This window comes from Bradyrhizobium sp. CCBAU 11434 (genome assembly GCF_028128895.1).
In the GTDB taxonomy this organism is placed as follows: Bacteria; Pseudomonadota; Alphaproteobacteria; order Rhizobiales; family Xanthobacteraceae; genus Bradyrhizobium; species Bradyrhizobium zhengyangense.
Genome location: NZ_LBJX01000003.1, coordinates 72,194 through 91,042 on the forward strand (window position 1 = coordinate 72,194; position 18,849 = coordinate 91,042).

Here is an 18,849-nt window from a genome sequence, read left to right on the forward strand (position 1 = left end):
GCTGAAATGTCGAAAGTGAAGCCTGTCATCCTGATCGCCGAAGACGAGTTCCTGCTGCGGATGGATTCCGTCGAGATTTTGGAGGATGCGGGGTTCGACGTCATCCCGGCCGCAAGTGCCGACGAGGCGATCGCAGTTCTGTCGGCCCGGTCCGATATCCACCTTGTCTTCACCGATATCCAGATGCCCGGTTCGATGGACGGGTTGAAGCTTGCCCGGTTCGTTCGGAATCGCTGGCCGCCGATCAAGATAGTCGCGACGTCGGGTCATGTCAGGGCCGCGGGCGATGATTTACCGGAGGGCAGCGTGTTTCTGCCTAAACCGTATCGCGGTGCCGAACTCATCGCGACGCTGAGGGACATGACGGGGATCGCCTGAAATCAATCACATTTTCCGCCCCTCTCGAAGCCAGCGGGGGGCCATCGAGTTCGAAGGCGTCTGAAGGTAGGCGGGAGCAGCCCATCCGCAAACTCTCGAAAAGCCCTGCACGCAACTTACAAAGAATCCGGCGAGATGCTCCAAACTGCCGTATGCTTGATCTCCGCGTCTTCTAGGTCGCGGGTCACCGGTACGCGATAGTCGGCGAGTCGGACAAGTTTTGCCTTCGGAAGGAAAGAGCGGCCGGGGTCGCCGATCAAGATGGTCGCGCCGGCGCGCGCATGTTCGGCCAGAAATGCGAAGGCACGCGCCGCGGTGTCCCGCTCATAAAAAATGTCGCCCGCGAGGATGGTCTGCCATCGGTCGTTTGGTTGAGTGTCGAGCACGTCCTCGCCGCATGACGTGAGGTGGACCTGGTTGACCTCCGCATTGAGTTCGGCAGCCGCGATCGCGAAGGCGTCGATGTCCGACACAGTCACCCCGGCCGCGCCTGCCTTCATCGCCGCGATGCCGACAAGTCCGGAGCCGGAAGCGATGTCGAGCACGCGCCGGTCCCGCACGGTATAGGGATGATCGAGCACGTAGCGTGCCAGCGCTTGACCGCCTGCCCAGGCGAAGGCCCAGAAGGGCGGGGGAAGGCCGGCCTCGTTCAGCTCGTTCTCGGTCTGCTGCCAGAGCGGCAGCGATTCATCGGCGAGGAAGACCGCGATTTCCTGGACCAGCGGCACCGATCTCAGCCGGGTGTTGGCTCGGATGAAGGATTGCAGGTCGGCAATGGTCGTGGCTGTCAAGGCGGGCAGTCGCTGTCTCAGTCCCGTGATGACTAGCACGAACCGTCTTGCGCCGCGAAGGCGGGTGTAGAGCTTCCGACTTCGCGAATGCACCGTTCCGCGATCTCCGCACCTATTATCCTCGTCTCCGCCCCCCGAGAGTGCCCTGTGATCCGATCCTACGATCCTCGACCGCCCTGAAAATGGCCGAGATTGAAGGTCCGAATCGCCGAACCGGTGGTACACAGCGGTGGTCACAAAAACCAACCGGCCCTTTCGGGAATCCTTGTTTTTCGGAGGTTTTCGCGCATCCGGCGCTCTGGGGAAGAGAGTCCCACTCTCTCCGCCATCGAGGCTCGCCCCTCGGCGGGCGCGGCCATCGTTCAGCTTTTTGAGTCCAAGGTAGCTACCGTCAGTGCTCTGATGCCGTCCAACAACACTCGGGTGGCGCGGCAATCATCCTCGTTGTAGTCCAATATGCGCTGTCGGATGAGGGGGTCCCGTCCTCGGCACCAACGGTCATACCATTCGATGGAGGCGGCGCCGGAGGGGTGGATATCCCGCCAAGCGAAACCCAAAAACTTGGCCAGCGACTTGATCGAGTGGTCTCTGGTCGGCCACTCGGTCGCCTTCAGAACTACATCTCCATAAAGATCCACCGCGCGCTGCGGATCGAAAATCTTCTCCACGTATTCAGGTGAGCAGATGTCCGGATACTTCTGCTGCAGCTTGCGATAAATGGTGCGTTCATACTTGGAGTAATAGTAAATTCCCGCGCCCGCTCTAGAATTCAGGTAATCAAGAGCCCCAGCGAAAGCGTCGCGTTCCGCCCCCCGGGTGGCTTCGTCTGCGAAAAATCCTTCGAACCGCTCGCTTTTATTGTCTCCGTTCCTTCGCTCCACAAAACCATGGAGATAGCAAATCCCTCGGAGTGGATCGACCTCGATGTCGAAAAACAGCTCGATGGAAAAGACGTCGAGCTTTATCGGCAACCGCAAATATGGCTTAGGCGAAGAAGATTTGAGCATGACGGCACGTGCGTGCAGCATGCGAAAACGGTCCGCTCCAATGCCGGCAAAAGCCGTCTTCTTGCCCCTAATGAATTCGCGAGGACTTATGTCGGAGAAAGCGCTTATCGTCGCAATGCGTTCCCGCATGCTGTCGCGGTCGGATCTCCGGAGAAGCGGAATCAATGTCAAATCGTCCGCTTCGGTAAGCTCAGCGAGACAGGCCGTGTGCCAATGGCAAAGCTTGCAGACGTTGCCGTAGCCGGGCGTCGGCACGACCTGTTTCGCAAGTATTGAGCGCGCGCTGGCAAGCGCCTTTTGGTAGTCGCCCCAAAGTCTGGAAGGATCACGAAAATCGTACTCGACCTCGTCGCCTTGAATGTCCAAGACGAACGCCCGGCGTCCCGCCGACAGATTCAGCCTCTCGAGGACATCGACGTACAGCCCGAGCTGGACGGCGTAATGGCGTTTCGGTCGACCACCATGATCTTCATCGGCACCCTCTGTGGCGCGCGCGCGCCCTGATTTGATATCGCCTGGAACGTAGCCTCCGACTTCTCTGCGCAGCAGGTCGGGTTTCCCAAGTAGATCACCTGCCCTTATGCATCCGCCGTAGATAAGGGGCTGGCCGTTGGTCATGGCATCAAGCGTCAGCCGCTCCCGATTCTGTTCGTTCACGTTGGAGAGATCGACAAACGGGATCTTTAAATTGGCGACCGTTTGCTGCTCAAACAGCGTTCCACGCTCCCAAAGCAGCCGGACAAATCCACTCACATTGTCTCGCCTTGCGGGATCGCCGAATGCATCCAGGGCGACGCGTTGGGGGCATTCGACGAGATTGTACAGAATAGAAGCTGTCACGGCCACGAAACGCTCCAGAAGCTCTCGACTGAGAGCGTGAATGTTCGCACCTCTCGCGAGGCCAACACAGGTATCTTAAGAGGGACGAGGCTCAGGAATGAGCTACAGCTCGCCGCGGTCCCACGCCCGCACCAGCGGAAGATGCAGTTGCTAAAACACTAGAATGGGCGTTCAGCAACAGACGCTCATCCCGACATATTGCCCCTCGAGCTGACCCTTTGAGAATTGCGCTATTTCCGAATAAATATCACGCGGCACCGCAGCGGCGGACAAAATTTTATCTGGCGAGGCGGCGGCCACCGAAAAAACTATTGGTTGAATCCTTGGCATTAAGGATTATTGCTGTGGCGTAGCTAACAAAGGCGTGGCAGAGGGACAGTCGCACGCGCCTTTGTGGATATGGCAGGGCAAGGATTCATAGGCAAGTCGTGACTGAAGCTGAGTCCTTCGCAAAACACCAGAAACGCGTGAAGGCTACGTTTGGCCGGAACGTGAGGGACTTGAGACTGTCCCTCAAGCTAAGCCAAGCCGACTTGGCCGATGACGCCGGCATCCGTCGTGCCCTGGTAAGCGAGGTCGAGCGAGGAGAGGCCAATCCGACACTCGACTCGATCGTGCGTATCGCATTGGCGCTCGACGTCGAGCCGGCTGAGCTACTGAGCGTGGGCCGGTAGATTAGTCCATCGAAAGATTTCGGCCTAACGATCTCAACGAACTTTTGACGATACAGGGACGTGCGTAGCGCCACAGCTTCGACGCATTTTTGATGTACGCTATATCGTACATAGAAAAAATGAGCGTCATCTTGTTTGTCGCGCATTTTTGACGGCGTCGATTGGAGACATCCTAGCTCTCCCAACTTTAGAATATCGGGGCAAAATCATGCATATTCAGTCGCCGATATCTCGGCCGCCACTCGCACGTCCCCTTTTATTCACCAGTCCGAAATGCCGTGCCGCAATACCAGTGCGCGACATTCTCCTTCGCTATGCACTGGAGCAAGCTTCTCTGGATTCTTCTGTTCTCGCCATCCACCATCGGAGTGGCCCTGAGATCGAGTGCCCCCCTGTCTCCCTGAGTGGCGTGGTTCTTCGGCGGGGAGATAGCGCATACCTCCTACGCGTGCATCAAAAACGCCCTGAGCGCAGCCAAGAGGATCACGACTCTCTCAAATTTGTTTTGGATCGTCATGGCCTACGACTGCTCGAGCGGGATGCCGAGGATCTTTACCGTGAGCCTCTGTTTTCGAATGCGCGGACTATCTGGTCGCATGCGGGCCGGCGCGTATCGCTAATGGAGAGACTGAAGATTTCGATCGCTCTTGAGGACGGACCGAAAACGATCCTCGAACTCGAAAATCTCACGCGCATCCTTGACGTCACTGGGTCGATATGCGCGCTCGCCTGCGAAAACCTTTTGCGGCTCGATCTCCATTCTCAGCGCCTTGGCCCGGGTACACTTGTACTTGGACCGTAGACTCTTTTCGACGCGGGCGAAGGAAACGTTGCCCTGCAAAGCGTGCATCGCCGCTCGTTCCGAACACCTGAGAAAAGTCAACAAAGGATCTGATCGTGCGCCTGTGGACTATGTCAGACATTCATATTGAGCTGACCCGCGGCTGGGACCTCCCACCCCCAGCGGAGCGGCCGGCCTTCGACGTCATGGTGATGGCCGGCGACCTAGTCCCTCGCATGGAGCGTGGCGTCCGCTGGCTCTTGAACCGGGTGCCAGACAAGCCGGTGATCTATGTCGCGGGCAATCACGAATCCTATGGCACGGACGAGACCAGAACGGTCGAGAAAGCCATGCAGGCCGCGGCCGGCACGAACGTCCACGTTCTCCAGAACCGGACCCTCACGCTGGAGGACGAGAAGGGGAAGGTGACGTTCGCCGGCACGACGATGTGGACGGATTTCGAGCTGCACGGCGACCAGGCTCGCGCAATGGCGGTGGCCAACGACAGGATGAACGATTTCCGCAAGATCCGCACCGGGGGCTACCGCCAGCGCTTCCGCGCCCACCACGCGTTGGCGCGCCATCGGCAGTCGCGTGCCTTCCTGGAGGCGGAAATGCGCAAGCCCTGCGAGCCCGGGCATCGCTTGGTGATCGTAACGCATCATTCGCCGCTGCCCGATCTTCCCGACGAGCGTCCCGATCCGGCGGGTCGGCTCTCCGACGAGGAGATGCTGGACGCCGCCTACCGCAGCGATTTGACGGCCTTGATGAAGTCGCAGCCGGCGGCCGAGGGCGTCCACGCGCTGCGGCCGGCGGACGTCTGGCTGTTCGCCCATACCCACGAATCGTTCCGGGCCTTGGTAGGCGGGACCTTGGTGGTCAGCAATTCGAAGGGGTACGGGCCCTGGCCGCCCCGGGAGCGCCGCTGGGAGAATCCGCACTTCGACCCGAACTTCATTCTCGAGATCTGAAAGGGGACGCCATGACCGACAGACATGACCAGAAGCGCAACGAGCCCACCCTTCCCCTCAACCAGGTTTCGAGTGCTCCGACATGCGCATCCGCAGGCTCCTCACGGGCCGCCCCGATTTCTTCGTATCCGCCAAGGCACCTGCCCCGATCCCGGCACGACATCCTGCTCTTCGAGCGGGCCTCGTCCAGGCGTCGCTCGACCCCCAAGTTCGCGCGATTGGTCATGTTGCGACCGCACATGTTGCGTCCGTACCGATAGACCTCGACGCCGTCGTCCTCACGCGCGAGGACGGCCGCTTCGTTCTCGACGTCGTTCCCGCGCGCAGGCTCCGTGATGTCGACGAGGAGGGGCTCGTTCAGATCGCGCTGCGCGACCTCGGACTCAAGCCGGTCGTCGTCACGGCCGACGACCTGAAGGCGGAGCCGCGGCGGTCCAACATCGACCAGGTCTGGTCGCACAACCGCCGCTTCGTGCCGCTCGGCCTGCGGATCCGCATCCTGCAGGTGCTGCGGGACGACGGACCGATGGAACTCGTCCGCCTGTTGGAGAGCATCCGATCGGACCGCGATCCCACGCCGTCCGTGCTGTCGCTTGCCTGCGACGATCTTCTCGAAATCGATTTGACGTCCGCTCCGCTCGGACCGCTTTCCATTGTGAGGTCTCGTTCATGAAGAAATCCACGTCCCGCCGCACCGGCAAGAAGCCGTCTGTCGCCTGCCGGATGGTGCCGAAGCGCCTCGTCGATCTCAGGGCTACGCCCAGGAACGCCTTCACGCGCGGCGCTGTCGACGCCAACACACGCATGATCCTCAAGATGCCGCCGATCGAAGAGCCCGAGATCGAAGCCGAAGATCATGACGACGATGCCCCGCCGTCCAAGCCGGCGAAGCGCGGTCGCCAGTCCGCAATGACCGCTGTGATGGGCGCTTCCTTCGAGGCATCGGTCCCGAAGGAGGTCATTCGCAAGCTGGAACACAATCAGTCGCTGGCGGCCATCGTCGTCGTGCCCTCGCCCGCCTGGGTCGGGCCCATGAAGGACTACTTCCGCGCCAAATTCGGCGGCCGCTGGCTGCTGATCGCGCGCGACGGAAAAGCCCGCACCCAGAACGGGGACGTCGGTTCCGACGAGGTCTCGCGCGATTTGGCGCGCGGATTGTGCGTGGCCGGCGTTTCCGCCGACGCCACGCTGCTTCCGCGCGCCCTGCTTTCCGCCGTCGACATCACGATCCGCGTTGCAGTGCCCTCGCCGGCCGTGTTGGCGACGGCCATCGCACGCTTCACCAAGCGGTCGCCGAAGGATCTCCCGCCCGGTCTCGGCATCGGTCTCGATCTGCACGACATCGTCGCCTGTTTCCGGCCCGGATCCGGTCCCGCGAAGATCGTCGAACGGCTCCAGTCCGCGACGTTGGCGTCGCGGGGCGAAACCGTCGAGGACAAGCTGCCCGATTTGAAGACCGCCGTGGAATACGGGGAGGCGAGAACTTTTGGATTGCAACTTAAGCGAGATATTGCGGCGTTCCGCGAAGGGGCGCTGGAATGGAGCCAAATTCCGAAGGGAATTTGCCTGGTGTCTGAGCCGGGGTGCGGGAAATCACTCTACGCCCGCATTTTGGCCCGCGAATGCGGTGTGCCCATCGTCGTGACGAGCTGCGCGGATTGGTTCACAAAAAGTGGGTATTTAGACGATGTCATCCGATCGATGAGGTCGGTTTTCGACCGCTGTGCCGCGCTGGCGAATCCTTGCTCGATCGCCTTCCTGGACGAGATTGACGCCGTCCCCAACCGGGACGATTTCAACTCCTCGAATTCGGGCTCCCGCAACAAGGACTACTGGTTGCCGCTGATCACAGACCTGCTTCTCAGGCTGGATAATTCGATGGGATCGTCATCGACGGGTTCGCCGCGCCACGGCGTCATCGTGGTGGCCGCGACCAACAATCCGCATGGCGTCGACCCCGCGCTGCTGCGTCCAGGTCGCCTGGAGAAGATGGTCAGGCTCGAGCGCGCGGACGCCGCTGGCGTCGAAAACATGCTCCGCTTCCACGTCGCCGGCGACTTGCCCGATCGTCATCTGCCGGAGATCGCCGGGATGATGGAGCGCTCGACAGGCGCGGAAGTCATGGCTTTGGTGCGCGAGGCGCGCCGCATTGCCCGGCACGCCGGGCGCCCGCTCGCAGTGGCAGATCTTAGGGCGGCCATGCTGACGGCCGATAAGATCCCGTCGAAGACCGACTGGCGCATCTGCGTCCATGAGGCGGGCCATGCCGTCACTGCGCTCGCGATCGGATTCGGCAGGCTAAGCCATTGCGTCGTGGGCGCCCGCACGGGCAGCGCCAATCGCACGTTGGTCCAGGCCGATGCGAACGACCTGCCGACGCGGCGCACGATCGAGGACCAAGCCACCATGTTCCTGGGTGGGCGCGCCGCCGAGCGGATGCTGCTCGCCACCGGCGAATCGATCGGCGGGGGTGGAGATGAGGGCTCCGATATCGGGCTCGCCACGGAAGCAATCGCATCCCTCCACCTGACTTGGGGCGTAGGCGGGACCATCGCCTTCCTCGGCTCCCGGAAGGACGCATTGGAAGCGGTCCGATACGACCGCTCGCTGCGAGAAGTCGTCGAGGCCGACCTGCAGAGACTGCAGCAGCGCGCGGACAAGATCGTGGACAAGTATCGGGATGCCGTCGTCGCCGTCGCGAAGGCGCTGCAGCGCCGCCGTCACTTGAGCGGCGACTCCGTGCGCACGATCTTCGAAGCGCATCCGCCCGTCCGCGGCTCGAGCAAGACGGAACTGCAGCCGTGATCGCGGCCGATATCGCCAATACGCTGCACCAGGAAGGCATGCGAGAGACGATGAGCATCGAATTCGTAGAACTTTAGCGACCCCGTGAACGGAACATCGATCGCTCCCATGCTATGGGGCGAGCATGACAGTTATACCGACCATCCTTTCCGCACGCCCGAGGGCGATGCGCTTCGTACGCCAGGCATAGACCGGCTGATCCGTTCGAAAGGATCCGCCGGCTCCGTCCGGCGGATGAGGTCAAGTCTCCTCGACGCGTCTCAAATTCGCATCGCCTTCCGGCGCCCCTGCCGGTTTCCGAGGAGTTCGCCATGATACCTCGCGTCAAAGTATTCGGAGCTGACCTAGCTTCGTAATCCCGCCTCCCCGACCGCGCGATGCGTCCGGAGCGGGCCACCCTCCCCACAACGACCGAAGCCCTCGCCACGCGGACGACGCGATGTTGAGGTTGTCCGGACGATCCGCCCGGAGAGCCTCGCACGCGGACCATGCGCCCTGGAGTGACTTCGGCGAGCCCCACGGATGTCTCGCACGCGCAACGGCGCGCGATGTGGAGACGTCCGGGGAGGTGCATCAAACCTGATTGATCCTCCGCAGGAGCCGCGCCGTCGCGCGGCGACCGGAAGGTCTTGGGCGTCGCTGAAAAGCGAAACGCTCCTTCGCGTCGACGGACCGGGGATTCTTGGGCCCGGTCTTCCGCCGCCAGGAGCGTTGCCTTCGACATCCGGACGAACCCGATGGAGGGCCGTGGGCGTCGCGTCTCATCACCGCAGTCCATAGCCCGAAGTCGATCCCGAGGCAAACCCGCAAAAAGCTCTTTTGCGGGAACGGCGGAGCCTTGTCCGCGGCACGGTGAACGGTCTCCGACTGGACGTCGGAGACATCCGGCTCCGCGGCAGCTCTGCCCCCGAAGGAAAGGGGGCGCACCATGTGCACCACATCGACATCTCACCACGAACTCGACCTGTCCCGGATCGACTGGGAGGTCCTGGTCCTGCGCGATCCCGAGTGCGAACGGGTCGCGCACTACCGAGTGACCTGTTCGGACCGGGAGACCGGCACCTTCATCGGCGAAGCGGTCCTGCCCCCGGGCCCGGACGGCGGCGTGCCCACCATCACGGTCGGCGACGTCGTCGAGCTGATCGGCGGCTACCGCGTGGCTTCGATCATCGTGCAGATCGAGGCCGAGCGACTGGACCGGATCAACCGTCGTTGCGCGGACCGCAGTCGCCGTCGCGGCCGATCGTGGCTGCGCCAAGTCCCCGCTTCGATCCTGGCCGAGCACGGCATCGAGACACCGGCAAACCGAAGGAGGGTGCCATGACCGTTCGCGATCCAAGACGCCCTTCACGGGACAACTACACGGGGCAGGTGCCGATGGCACGCTGCGGATGGAAGGGCATTCCGTTCGAGTCCATGATCGAGATGGACTTCCTTGTGGTGACGGATGCGTTCCTGCGCACGTTGCTCGGGATCGAGGCGCAGCCGTGCGTCGTCGAGTATTTCTTCGACGGCAAACACCGCAGGTGGATTCCGGACTTCGCCCTCACGGTCAGCGGCGACCCTCGCCGGATCCTCGTCGAAGTTAAGACGCTGCTCGACCTCTATCCGGAGGATGCCGAGGAAGCGGCGCACGCGCGCGCGAAATGGGGGGCCATCGAGCGGGCCGCCATCAGCGCGGGCTACGGTTTCGCTCTCTACACAGAGAACGAGATCCGCGTCCAACCGCGCCTCGACAACGCGTCGATGACTTCCGGGGTGGTTAGCAGGTTCTTTCCGAAGAACCGCGTCCAGGCGGGCATCGACGGCGTCCTCAATCTGCCGAACGGTTCGAGCGTGCTCGATCTTGAACGCACGATCGGCGGAAGAGGGGACGGTCTCGACGTCGCGATCCATCTCGCCTGGCAGGGACTCATCCGGCTCTCCCCGCGTCGCAAGTGGGATTGGGAAACGACGTTCGTCCGGACCGGACGACCCTTGTGACTAACACCAGGTAAACGGGCGGCTCGCCGCCCGTTTACCGATTCTCCGCTTCTTTCTGCAATCTTCGCGCGTAGGGGTAAGGCGTAAATGTCCAACCGCGTTCTAACCGGCATCGAGCCGGACACCAAAGTATTGCTTGACGGCATCCTGCACATCGCCGGCGAAGCGATCGGCGACGGCAGGATCTATCGGGATTTCAAGACCGGCGACGAACGTCTGCTCACGGGCGCGCAGCAGCGCGCAATGGCGACCGAGTTCAGACTGGTCCTCGACGAACTGCCGGAAGACCTCGTCGACCACATCGCGCGCGCCCGCGCGACAGACTTCAAGGTCTTCAGCTTCGTGGACCGTACCGTCGCGCTCCGAAGACTGCGCTACATCCGAGCCGTTCACGACCTCCCCGAAGACCTTCGTCGCCGCAAGAAACACATCAAGAACGCGATCTCGACGGTGTTCGACGAACTCCGTTCTGAAATTGCGCCCCCGCTGGCGCCCGAACTGCCCGACGAGGAACAGACCGAGCCACCGACGATAGGGGAAGCGGTCCGCGACAAGCTCATGGCGCGGATCCTGAGCGACATCGAAGTCGACCAGCCGCCACCGCCGGCCGAAGCCAACCCGCCCAGCCCGCGGACGATCCGACGCCTGTACCGACTCTACTACGCCTCGGGACAGGACATACGCGTCCTGCTGCCGTTGCACTGCCTCAAGGGCAACCGCGCTCCCCGCTATCCCGAGTGGGTACGCAAAGAGGTCGACAAGGCGATCGAGGAAGCTATCCTTTGCCCCACGCCGGCGACCCACGCCGACGCGCTGAAGCTCGCCTGCAGCAAAGTCACCAACAGCGCGGCCGGCCGGGACCTGCCGGCGATCTCCCGGGATCGCGGCGGGGAGCGCCTGCTCGGCAAGAACCTCGTCAGCAGGCTCGTCGGACGCATCGGCCAGTTCAGGATCACCAACCGTCAGTTGGGGATCGACGAGGCGCGGCGCCGCTTTTCCGCTGTCGAACTCGGCCCGCAGGGAGACCACGCCAACCATCAATGGGAAGTCGACCATACGCCGCTCGACGTCTTCGTCATCGATCCGTTCAGCGGAAAGGCCTACGCGCGTCCGTGCCTCACGGCCATCATCGACCGCTACAGCCGATGCATCGTCGGTTTCTCCCTCAGCTTCGCCCCACCCTCCTGGGTAAGCGTGATGGACGCGCTGCGCATCGCGGTCTTTCCAAAGGGAGAGCTGATCGCGGGCCTGAACCGCGGTGAAAAGGGAATCGAGAACGAGTGGAAGTGCGAGGGCCTGCCGAAAGTCCTGATCACCGATCACGGTCGCGAGTTCAAATCGCGTTCGATGGACGAGACGCTCGACTTCCTTGTCATCAAATCCTTCCAGACCAAGAAGCGGAAGCCCTGGCTCAAGGGCAAGATCGAGCGGTTTTTCGGAACGCTGGAAGACTTCCTCCACAGCCTTCCGGGCACGACGTTCTCCAAGTTCTATCAACGGGAATTCTACAAGTCCGAAAAATTCGCCGTGCTCACGATCGACCAGTTGAACTTCATAATCGCGAGGTGGGTGATCGACGTCTACAACACGGGCGACCACCCGACCCTGCGGCTTTCTCGCGCCGAAGTCTGGTCGCGCAGCACCACGACCCAGCATGTCGTCCGGAAGGCGCCGAAGGAGCACTTCGAAGCGCTCATGGGCGTCGTGGTGAACCGCTGCCTGCGGCGAGGCGGCATCAAATATCTCGGTCTGCGGTGGGACTCGAAAGCGTTCGCCAATCTGCGCGGACGGCTCCCCCAGGACGCCGACGTCTCGGTGCGCATCGATCCCCGCGACCTGGCCAAGGCCTACGTCTGGGACGAGAAGAACCAGAAGTGGCTGACCGGCCATCTCAAAGAGCCGACGGACGCGCGCGAATATTCGCTGGATCAGTGGTTCTTCATCGAATTCAACCGCAAGAAAAACCAGAAGATCCACGGCATGGAGCGTGAGCAGGCCAGGGCGAAGGCGATCGCCGACATCAAGGAATTCGTCGACGGCATCCGAGCGGGCTACCAGGACAGCAAAGCCTACAAGCGGTACCTCGAATTCACCTCGCAGGGTCTGAGCGCCTGGGAAGCCGTGCGCCAGCCCGTGCACGATCCCGAGGACGATGGCCCGATGAAGCCGCACCGCGTGGGTGAGACCGAGGTGCGCGCCGAGCCCTCACAGACCGGTCCCTACCGCGACGCCACGCAGCCGCCCGCCGGCGGCCAAACGCTTCCCCCGCGTTCGACCGACGATCACGAGGAGTTCGATTTCGACGAGGACGCGGACGGCGACGACGAGGAGGACAAGGCTGACACGCCACTGCCGGCGTCCGCATCGGAAACTGCGACCCCAGCCAGGCCCACGCGAAAGAGGCCGACAAAGCCTGAACCGAAGCCGCAGGCGGTGATGCCGCCCCGGCCCAAGACCACAAGCGAGCAACCGGCTTTCGAGGACGAATTCGTCGAAGACGACTTCAGTGGCAAGGCATCCGTGCGCTCCCGCCCCATCGACGACGAGGAGTAGAGGAGAAAGACATGAGTTTCGCCAAAATGAGTCACAAGGACCGGCTACGGTGGTTGGGATCCAAGGTCATCCCGACCCCCGACGTGCAGAAAGTGAAGACGTTCTGCACGCGGCTCCATCGTCAGTCGCGAACCAAGAACGAAGGGAACGGCGGGTTCGTGCTCGGCGATACCGGCACTGGCAAGTCCACCGCCGTCGCCGCCTTCGTCGACGACCTCGCCGAAGAATTCAAGGCGAAGCGCCCGGATTCGGAATGGCACAGACCGCGCCACCCCGACACGCCGATCAGACCTATCTACGAAGTGACCGAAGATGCCGGATGGCTGCGCCATGTCGTCGTCATCGTGGTGCCGCCGCGTCCGCGGTTCAACTCGTTCCTGCGCAGCGTCGCCATGACATTGGGCGTGAAGCTCAAGAGCCGGTTCGACTTCGGCGAGGCCTTCGATCAGATAAAGCATCAGATCGAGGAGCAGAAGGTCGGTATGATGATCTTCGACGAGGTGCAGCACTTCACCGAAGGAACGCTCGATTCCTACCAGGCGGCCGACGTCATCAAGATCATCATGAAGTGCCGCGTCCAGGTCGTATGCGTCGGCCTGCCGAATATGCTCGACCTCGTCGAAGGCGAAAACGCGAACGACCAGTTGCTGCGCCTCAGGCAGAAGCAAGTGGAGGTCAAGCCCCTAAAATGCTCGCTCGACGACTTCGTCGCGGGCGATGGCGCAATCCGCGGCGAGCAAACGAACGCCGGCGACGATATCCGCTTCGCGAAAACACCCTTCACCGATTTCTGCGCGTTTCTCGACGACAGGAGCGATCCGAAGGCGATCATCCTCCCCTTCGACACATCATCGGAGATCTCGAAGTACCACATGGCGTTGCGCCTTTGGCGCGCCGGCGGCGGCCACGTCGGAAAGATGATGGAGATCCTGTTCCAGGCAACCGATCTCGCCATCGAGAAGCGCATGAGCAAACTGAACCTGCGCGTGCTCGAGGCCGCCTATCGCGACAGCGGCGTCGACGACAAGGACAACTGGTTCATGATGGAGGTTCCCGAGCTTCTCGAGAAGTTCAATCAGACGTCCAAAAACAAGGCCAAGGAGGATTCCTCGCCCGGCCGCCGCGGTCGCTCCAAGGACAATGTCCTCGCAAAGAAGCATTGAGCATGGCATTCATCACGACAGGGGTGCCGAGATGGCGCCGACCCGAGACGGAAGAACCCGCGCACGGATTGTTTCTACATCTCGTCGAACTGAACGGCTACTCGTCGGTTGACTTGGTAGCCGAGTGCCTTGGCGTCGCTGTGCCCAGCTTGCGATCTGGGAAGCGGTCCGCATTAACGGCCTTTGCACAGGCTATCCGGTGCCCGATCGACTTGCTCGCGCTCAATTCTCCCGTTGAGCTACCGAGGGAGCAACGCACCGAACGAAAGTACAACAGTGGCAGTGTCTCAATGACTATGCGCGGCGTAGCCATCGGCACTCTAGAATTGAATCGGAAACATAGAAGGGTCTGCCCCGCCTGCCTCAGTGAAGCTAGGCATCATCGGTTCTGGTGGGACTTAGACGCGATCACCACCTGCCCTCGCCACAAACTCCGCCTCCTAGATCGGTGCGGTTGCGGAAACGAAGACCGCCTGACCTGGAAGGACACCAGAATCTTCTACTGCGCTCGCTGCAGCCGCGACCTACCGGCCCAAAGCGAGACCGCAGATCCGGGTGTGCTGTCCGCGGAGATGCAGTTGCTCAAACGCTTTGGTGTGATCGAAGCACCCCCCTGCGCAGGCCTCGACGGGCTAAGCTATTGCGATGCGGTCGATATGATGCAACGCGTCGGTGCAGCTAAACTGGGAGGATTTTCAACCAAGTGGCAAAGCGCCGCTTCGTTGGCCCTCGACCCGGCGCTAGTACGCGCGAGGGGATACGAAATCATTGCATCGGGCGAGTTCACATCGCTCTTTGATGAGCTTCTGGCCGGCTTTAAGCGAGCAAAGCCGGATATCGAACCCGGCTTCACTACGGCCTACGGCTGGTTCTATCACTGGTTCAACTTAAGGGGCGGGCGGCGCTTCTCCGAGTTCCTAAGCGATGCTCTCATCGCTCACGCAAGGGCCAACTTTCACATCATAGGAAGCGTGGCAACGGGTCTTACCGATGATGGTGGTCTGCCTGCAACTTATACGCTCGAGCAGGCGGCTAGAGTGTGCGGCATCTCAAAGACTTCAATGCGCAAGTTTGGGGTGCAGATGGGCAAGATTCGCAAAGAGGCGCGGTCCGGGCGGGTGCTCGTGTTCGAAGGCGACGCGCTCAGATTGCTCGCCAAGGACCTGCGGGAGGGTATGGATAAAAACGGCGTCATGGAACAACTGGGCGTCGATTTGCGGGTTACGGAGGAGCTTCTGCTTGCCGGGCTGATCACCCCGTTGTTCAAGGATCGGCGGTGGCGCAACAGTTTCGTCTTCCGCCGGCGCGAATTAGATGATCTCATCAGAAAGATCTGCGGGGATTCACCTCTGGTGCACGACATTCCAGATGGAATGATAAGCGCGTCGAAAGCCCGCAGATCTCTAAACATGTCCGGCGGCTTCTTCCTAAAGCTCATAGCGGATGGGAGAGTCAAAGCTGTGGCTAGGCTGTCCGGGTCAGTCGGAGTGTCAGGCGCCCTCGTTGACGAGAACGAACTTCGCCTGGCGGTTATGAATTTGGTCGGCAGCATGGACCTGCCGATCACGCTCGCCGCAGCTGTTCTAACGACCACCAATCGCGTCGTGAAAGCGCTACTGGCGCGAGGTCTTCTGCGCAGCCGGCAGACGAAAGGTGGTCAACTTGTCGCGGCGGCCTCGCTTGCCGAATTTCGCAAAAAGTACATCGGCGTGACCGAGTTAGCCAAACTCGGCAACTGCCGCATCGAGCGGGTGCGTCGGTGTCTGACATTCATGCGCATTAAGCCGATCTCTGCTCTGGTTAGATGCTCTTTCCCCGGCGTCTCACGGCCTGAAATTGAAAACAGGCTAGGCGAATTTCGCTCGCTGCTTGTCAGCGGCCTCCGGTCGGTCAAGGTGACAAGCCGGCGCGAGGGTGTCGCTTAAAAGCGAGCTCCGCGCTTTCCGCTCGTCACCGCACTTTGCCTTTCCGAATTGGAGCTTGGGGTTCTGGCTTATTTATAGCGAAGCGATCGTTGAACAGCCGCGCGATCGGACTCGCCTTTAGATATCGGGCGAAGTAGGCTTGCGAGCACTATCCCGAGTTGCGGGCAGGGGCGATGCCTTTCGATGATCTGATCGTGGAACGCCCGCCGACCGCGGGGGCGCCGGCAGGCGAGCCTGACCGGCATTTCTTCGAAGGCGCGGTTATGCTGGCGTATGCCATGCACCTGCTGGAGACGGAGCCAGTCCGGGAGGTCCGGATCCATCCGGACGGGCAGCACGCCGTCCAATTCGATTTTCCCGGATGGCTCGCCAAGCAAGGCTTCAGCCGCGTCGAAGAGGGAGGCACTGCCTTCAGCGGCACGTACCAGGACGGCGAAGGCCGCAGGATCATAGTCCACTCCCGGCCGGGCATTGGAGACGTCGTGGCGGACGCCGAGGGCCTAATCATAGAAGCCGAGAGCAAGGGCGGCGCGATCGAGACGAGCCATCGAGGTCGTCTGTCCCGGCTCGACAAGGGATTGTGCGAGATCGTCGGGAGACTGATGTCGAAGCCGTCGCCTGGCCGGCAGGTGACGGTGGTCCCAAAGAACGCAGTGACGCTGCGGCTGGCGCGCAAGCTGGCGCCCCGCTGCGCGGCCGCCGGCATCCGGATCGCCCTCTTGGGCGATCGCGGGGAAGTCGAGGACGTGGGGGCGTAGGGCCGGTGGGATATTTTAGCCAGGACGCCCTCGACGAGTTGACGAACGGCCTGACGGAATTGCCGGCGCAGCTGCGAAAGCTGAAGGCCGGTTTCTTCGACCTTGCTCTCACGAACGATCGGGCGCGGGAGTACGTGCAGCACGGATTGTCCCGTCGTCTGTCGACGATGGTCCATATGGTGCAGACCGTCTTCGAGTTGCTGCCGCCCGCCCAGGAGAGCGTTCCCGAAACTGCGACGGTAATGGATGCCACCGCCTGCATCCAGAACTTCGTCATGAACGCATTCGGATGCCTAGAGAACCTCGCCTGGGTTTGGGTGCTGGAGAAGAACGTGCGCGGCAAGAGCGGCGCCGAGCTCGGGCGGCACGAAGTCGGCCTCGGGAAACCCTACGTCCGCAAATCGTTCAGGGCCGAATTCGGAAAGTTCCTCGACGACAATCAGGAATGGTTGGGCAACCTGATCTCATTCCGCGACGGGCTCGCACATCGGATCCCGCTCTACATCCCGCCCTATGTCATCGAAGAGGCGTCGGCGGAGCAGTACAAGGTCCTCGATGCCGCCGCGATCGCAGCGGCTCTTGCCGGCGACCAAGCCGAGTATGACCGCCTGCGCGGAGAGCAGCGGACGCTCGGCAAATTTCGTCCGTGGATGACCCACTCGGTGCTCGACGGCGCGCCCACCATCGTCTTCCACAAGCAGATGCTGCACGACTACGTCACGGTGGACGCCTACTGCTGGACACTGATCGAGGAATTCGACCGCTGACCCGCTCATGGCAACCGCTCTTTTGTCGTTTCAGACCTTCGAGGCCGCGTGAACAGAATCCTGACGACCGAAATTTGGCACGAGGCCAAAAAGCTCGCCCGTACCGCCAGCAGCCGCAAACTCGCGGTCGCCTACGTGACTGCGGACCACATCGGTTTGCGTATGGGAGACGTGCTCGTTACCGACGCTTCCCCTCGATCTATCAGGTCCGGACAGACCGACGCCAAACTCCTAGCCAAGCTCCACAAGGCCGGCGTCGTCATCTACAGCCGCGAAGGCCTGCATTCCAAAGTCATGCTGATCGGGAAATACGCCGTCGTGGGGTCGGCGAACATGTCCGAATCAGGACTTACCGAGGCGGCCGTGCTGTCTGACGAGCCGACGATCCGGTCCGGGGTCGCCTCCTTCATCGCACAACTGTGCACCAAGAAAAGCCGCTTGGACGACCAAGCCATCGCAGCACTCTGCAAGATCGAGGTGGTCCGCAACGGATGGCCGAAGGGGAAGCCGAAGAAGCCGATCCGCGTTCGGCGGCTTGGCAACGCGACGTGGATCGTCGGCGTCTACGACCTGAAGCGCGATCCCACCGATGACGAACAGAAGCACATCGATCGCGCCACTACTGAGATCAACGAAAGGCTAGGCGCAGAGGCCGAAGAGTACGATTGGATTCGCTGGGGCAAGAAAGGTAAATTTGCCAAGGAGTGCCGCGTCGGCGACACCTTAATCCATGTCTACAACCCTAAGAGCGGCAGAGGCCGTACCATCACTCGCCGCCGGGCGGTGCTGCTCAAGCGGACCGAGCCGAACTGGATCAGAATATATCTCAGCGAGGAGACCAAAGATTCTCACGAAGTGAACTGGTCTCGGTTTCAACGGGTACTTCGGGCGGCCGACTATCAGCGCAAGGTCAAACCCGGCAGTGTGCAGAGATTGGAGCCCGAGATGGCCCGCGCCATCGACCGCAAATGGACCCGGGTGAAGTAGGAGGCGCGGCGCCCACTGCCATGAAGCTTCCCTAGAGCTTCGCGCTTTTCGACGAAGCGACCGAGCCGATCGTACCCGCGGCGGATGCCCGATCCTCGTTTCCTTAGCCGAAAGGCTTCCGAGACCACACGATTTACGTTCCAACAAGCCAATTCTTGCGGAATCCTCCCACTTCGTCAGCCTTCATTTGTGTCGATGCCACTTAACGGGCCCAGGAAGCCCGTGGGGAAGCAATTGGCAATTTCGGCCAATTCCATCGTCGATGAATTTCTAACGCACTACGTGCCGTCTAAAAGGCCCGCACTTTTGCTAACGATTTTCCGAATTCAAAAGACAATCTTATGAGGTGCAAAACACCCCAAAAGACAAATTTATGAGGTGCACGTGACGCACTTATGAGGTGCGCCGACCGGAAAAGTCCAATGATTCCGGTGACCATCCGACAGTCTTATGAGGTGCGCGACAG

Annotated in this window: 15 protein-coding genes and 1 pseudogene; 14 read left to right on the plus strand and 2 right to left on the minus strand. The window is 61.5% G+C overall.

The genetic code is table 11. The features are described 5' to 3' along the window. Window positions 1-6: 6 nt before the first annotated feature. On the plus strand, window positions 7-378 hold the full coding sequence (locus tag XI06_RS05645; RefSeq protein ID WP_271604778.1) for a response regulator: 372 nt from the start codon (window positions 7-9) through the stop codon (window positions 376-378). A gap of 116 nt (window positions 379-494) precedes the next feature. Here XI06_RS05645 and XI06_RS05650 read toward each other — a convergent pair whose 3' ends face one another. Both XI06_RS05650 and XI06_RS05655 read right to left on the minus strand, forming a co-directional pair. Beyond that, on the minus strand, window positions 495-1,169 hold the full coding sequence (locus XI06_RS05650) for a class I SAM-dependent methyltransferase (protein ID WP_271604779.1): 675 nt from the start codon (window positions 1,167-1,169) through the stop codon (window positions 495-497). Window positions 1,170-1,531: 362 nt separating this feature from the next. After that, on the minus strand, window positions 1,532-3,022 hold the full coding sequence (locus tag XI06_RS05655; protein WP_271604780.1) for a TM0106 family RecB-like putative nuclease: 1,491 nt from the start codon (window positions 3,020-3,022) through the stop codon (window positions 1,532-1,534). A gap of 485 nt (window positions 3,023-3,507) precedes the next feature. Between XI06_RS05655 and XI06_RS05660 the strand changes: the two genes are divergently transcribed. The 13 genes and pseudogenes from XI06_RS05660 to XI06_RS05715 all read left to right on the plus strand — a co-directional run bounded on the left by XI06_RS05660 (window position 3,508) and on the right by XI06_RS05715 (window position 18,383). Beyond that, on the plus strand, window positions 3,508-3,690 hold the full coding sequence (locus tag XI06_RS05660; RefSeq protein WP_271604799.1) for a helix-turn-helix domain-containing protein: 183 nt from the start codon (window positions 3,508-3,510) through the stop codon (window positions 3,688-3,690). An 897-nt stretch (window positions 3,691-4,587) separates the two neighbouring features. Beyond that, on the plus strand, window positions 4,588-5,442 hold the full coding sequence (locus tag XI06_RS05665; protein WP_271604781.1) for a metallophosphoesterase: 855 nt from the start codon (window positions 4,588-4,590) through the stop codon (window positions 5,440-5,442). A gap of 82 nt (window positions 5,443-5,524) precedes the next feature. Next, on the plus strand, window positions 5,525-6,115 hold the full coding sequence (locus tag XI06_RS05670) for a hypothetical protein (RefSeq protein WP_271604782.1): 591 nt from the start codon (window positions 5,525-5,527) through the stop codon (window positions 6,113-6,115). A 332-nt stretch (window positions 6,116-6,447) separates the two neighbouring features. Next, a complete protein-coding gene (locus XI06_RS05675) occupies window positions 6,448-8,247 on the plus strand; it encodes an AAA family ATPase (protein WP_271604783.1) in 1,800 nt (599 codons plus the stop codon). Between the two features lie 928 nt (window positions 8,248-9,175). Continuing rightward, entirely contained in the window at window positions 9,176-9,571 is a 396-nt protein-coding gene (locus XI06_RS05680) for a hypothetical protein (protein ID WP_271604784.1), read from the plus strand. Continuing rightward, window positions 9,568-10,230, plus strand: a complete 663-nt coding sequence (locus tag XI06_RS05685; protein WP_271604785.1) for a TnsA endonuclease N-terminal domain-containing protein — start codon at window positions 9,568-9,570, stop codon at window positions 10,228-10,230. The genes XI06_RS05680 and XI06_RS05685 overlap by 4 nt, the downstream gene beginning before the upstream one ends. An 87-nt stretch (window positions 10,231-10,317) precedes the next feature. Beyond that, a complete protein-coding gene (locus XI06_RS05690; RefSeq protein WP_271604786.1) occupies window positions 10,318-12,783 on the plus strand; it encodes a Mu transposase C-terminal domain-containing protein in 2,466 nt (821 codons plus the stop codon). 11 nt (window positions 12,784-12,794) lie between these two features. Then, the gene (locus tag XI06_RS05695) at window positions 12,795-13,946 is read left to right on the plus strand and encodes a TniB family NTP-binding protein (protein WP_271604787.1); all 1,152 of its coding nucleotides are present in this window, start codon (window positions 12,795-12,797) and stop codon (window positions 13,944-13,946) included. 2 nt (window positions 13,947-13,948) lie between these two features. Further along, window positions 13,949-14,374 (plus strand): annotated as a pseudogene (locus XI06_RS43675) (TniQ family protein); the annotation flags it as partial. 150 nt (window positions 14,375-14,524) lie between these two features. Continuing rightward, window positions 14,525-15,871 carry a hypothetical protein gene (locus XI06_RS05700; protein WP_271604788.1) on the plus strand — a complete coding sequence of 449 codons (1,347 nt, stop codon included), beginning with the start codon at window positions 14,525-14,527 and terminating at the stop codon, window positions 15,869-15,871. A gap of 173 nt (window positions 15,872-16,044) precedes the next feature. Continuing rightward, window positions 16,045-16,629, plus strand: coding sequence for a hypothetical protein (locus tag XI06_RS05705; RefSeq protein WP_271604789.1), 585 nt, complete (start codon window positions 16,045-16,047; stop codon window positions 16,627-16,629). A gap of 5 nt (window positions 16,630-16,634) precedes the next feature. After that, window positions 16,635-17,396 (plus strand): hypothetical protein, encoded by a 762-nt coding sequence (locus XI06_RS05710; RefSeq protein WP_271604790.1) that lies wholly within the window; start codon window positions 16,635-16,637, stop codon window positions 17,394-17,396. 48 nt (window positions 17,397-17,444) lie between these two features. Then, on the plus strand, window positions 17,445-18,383 hold the full coding sequence (locus tag XI06_RS05715; RefSeq protein WP_271604791.1) for a phospholipase D family protein: 939 nt from the start codon (window positions 17,445-17,447) through the stop codon (window positions 18,381-18,383). Window positions 18,384-18,849: the final 466 nt, after the last annotated feature.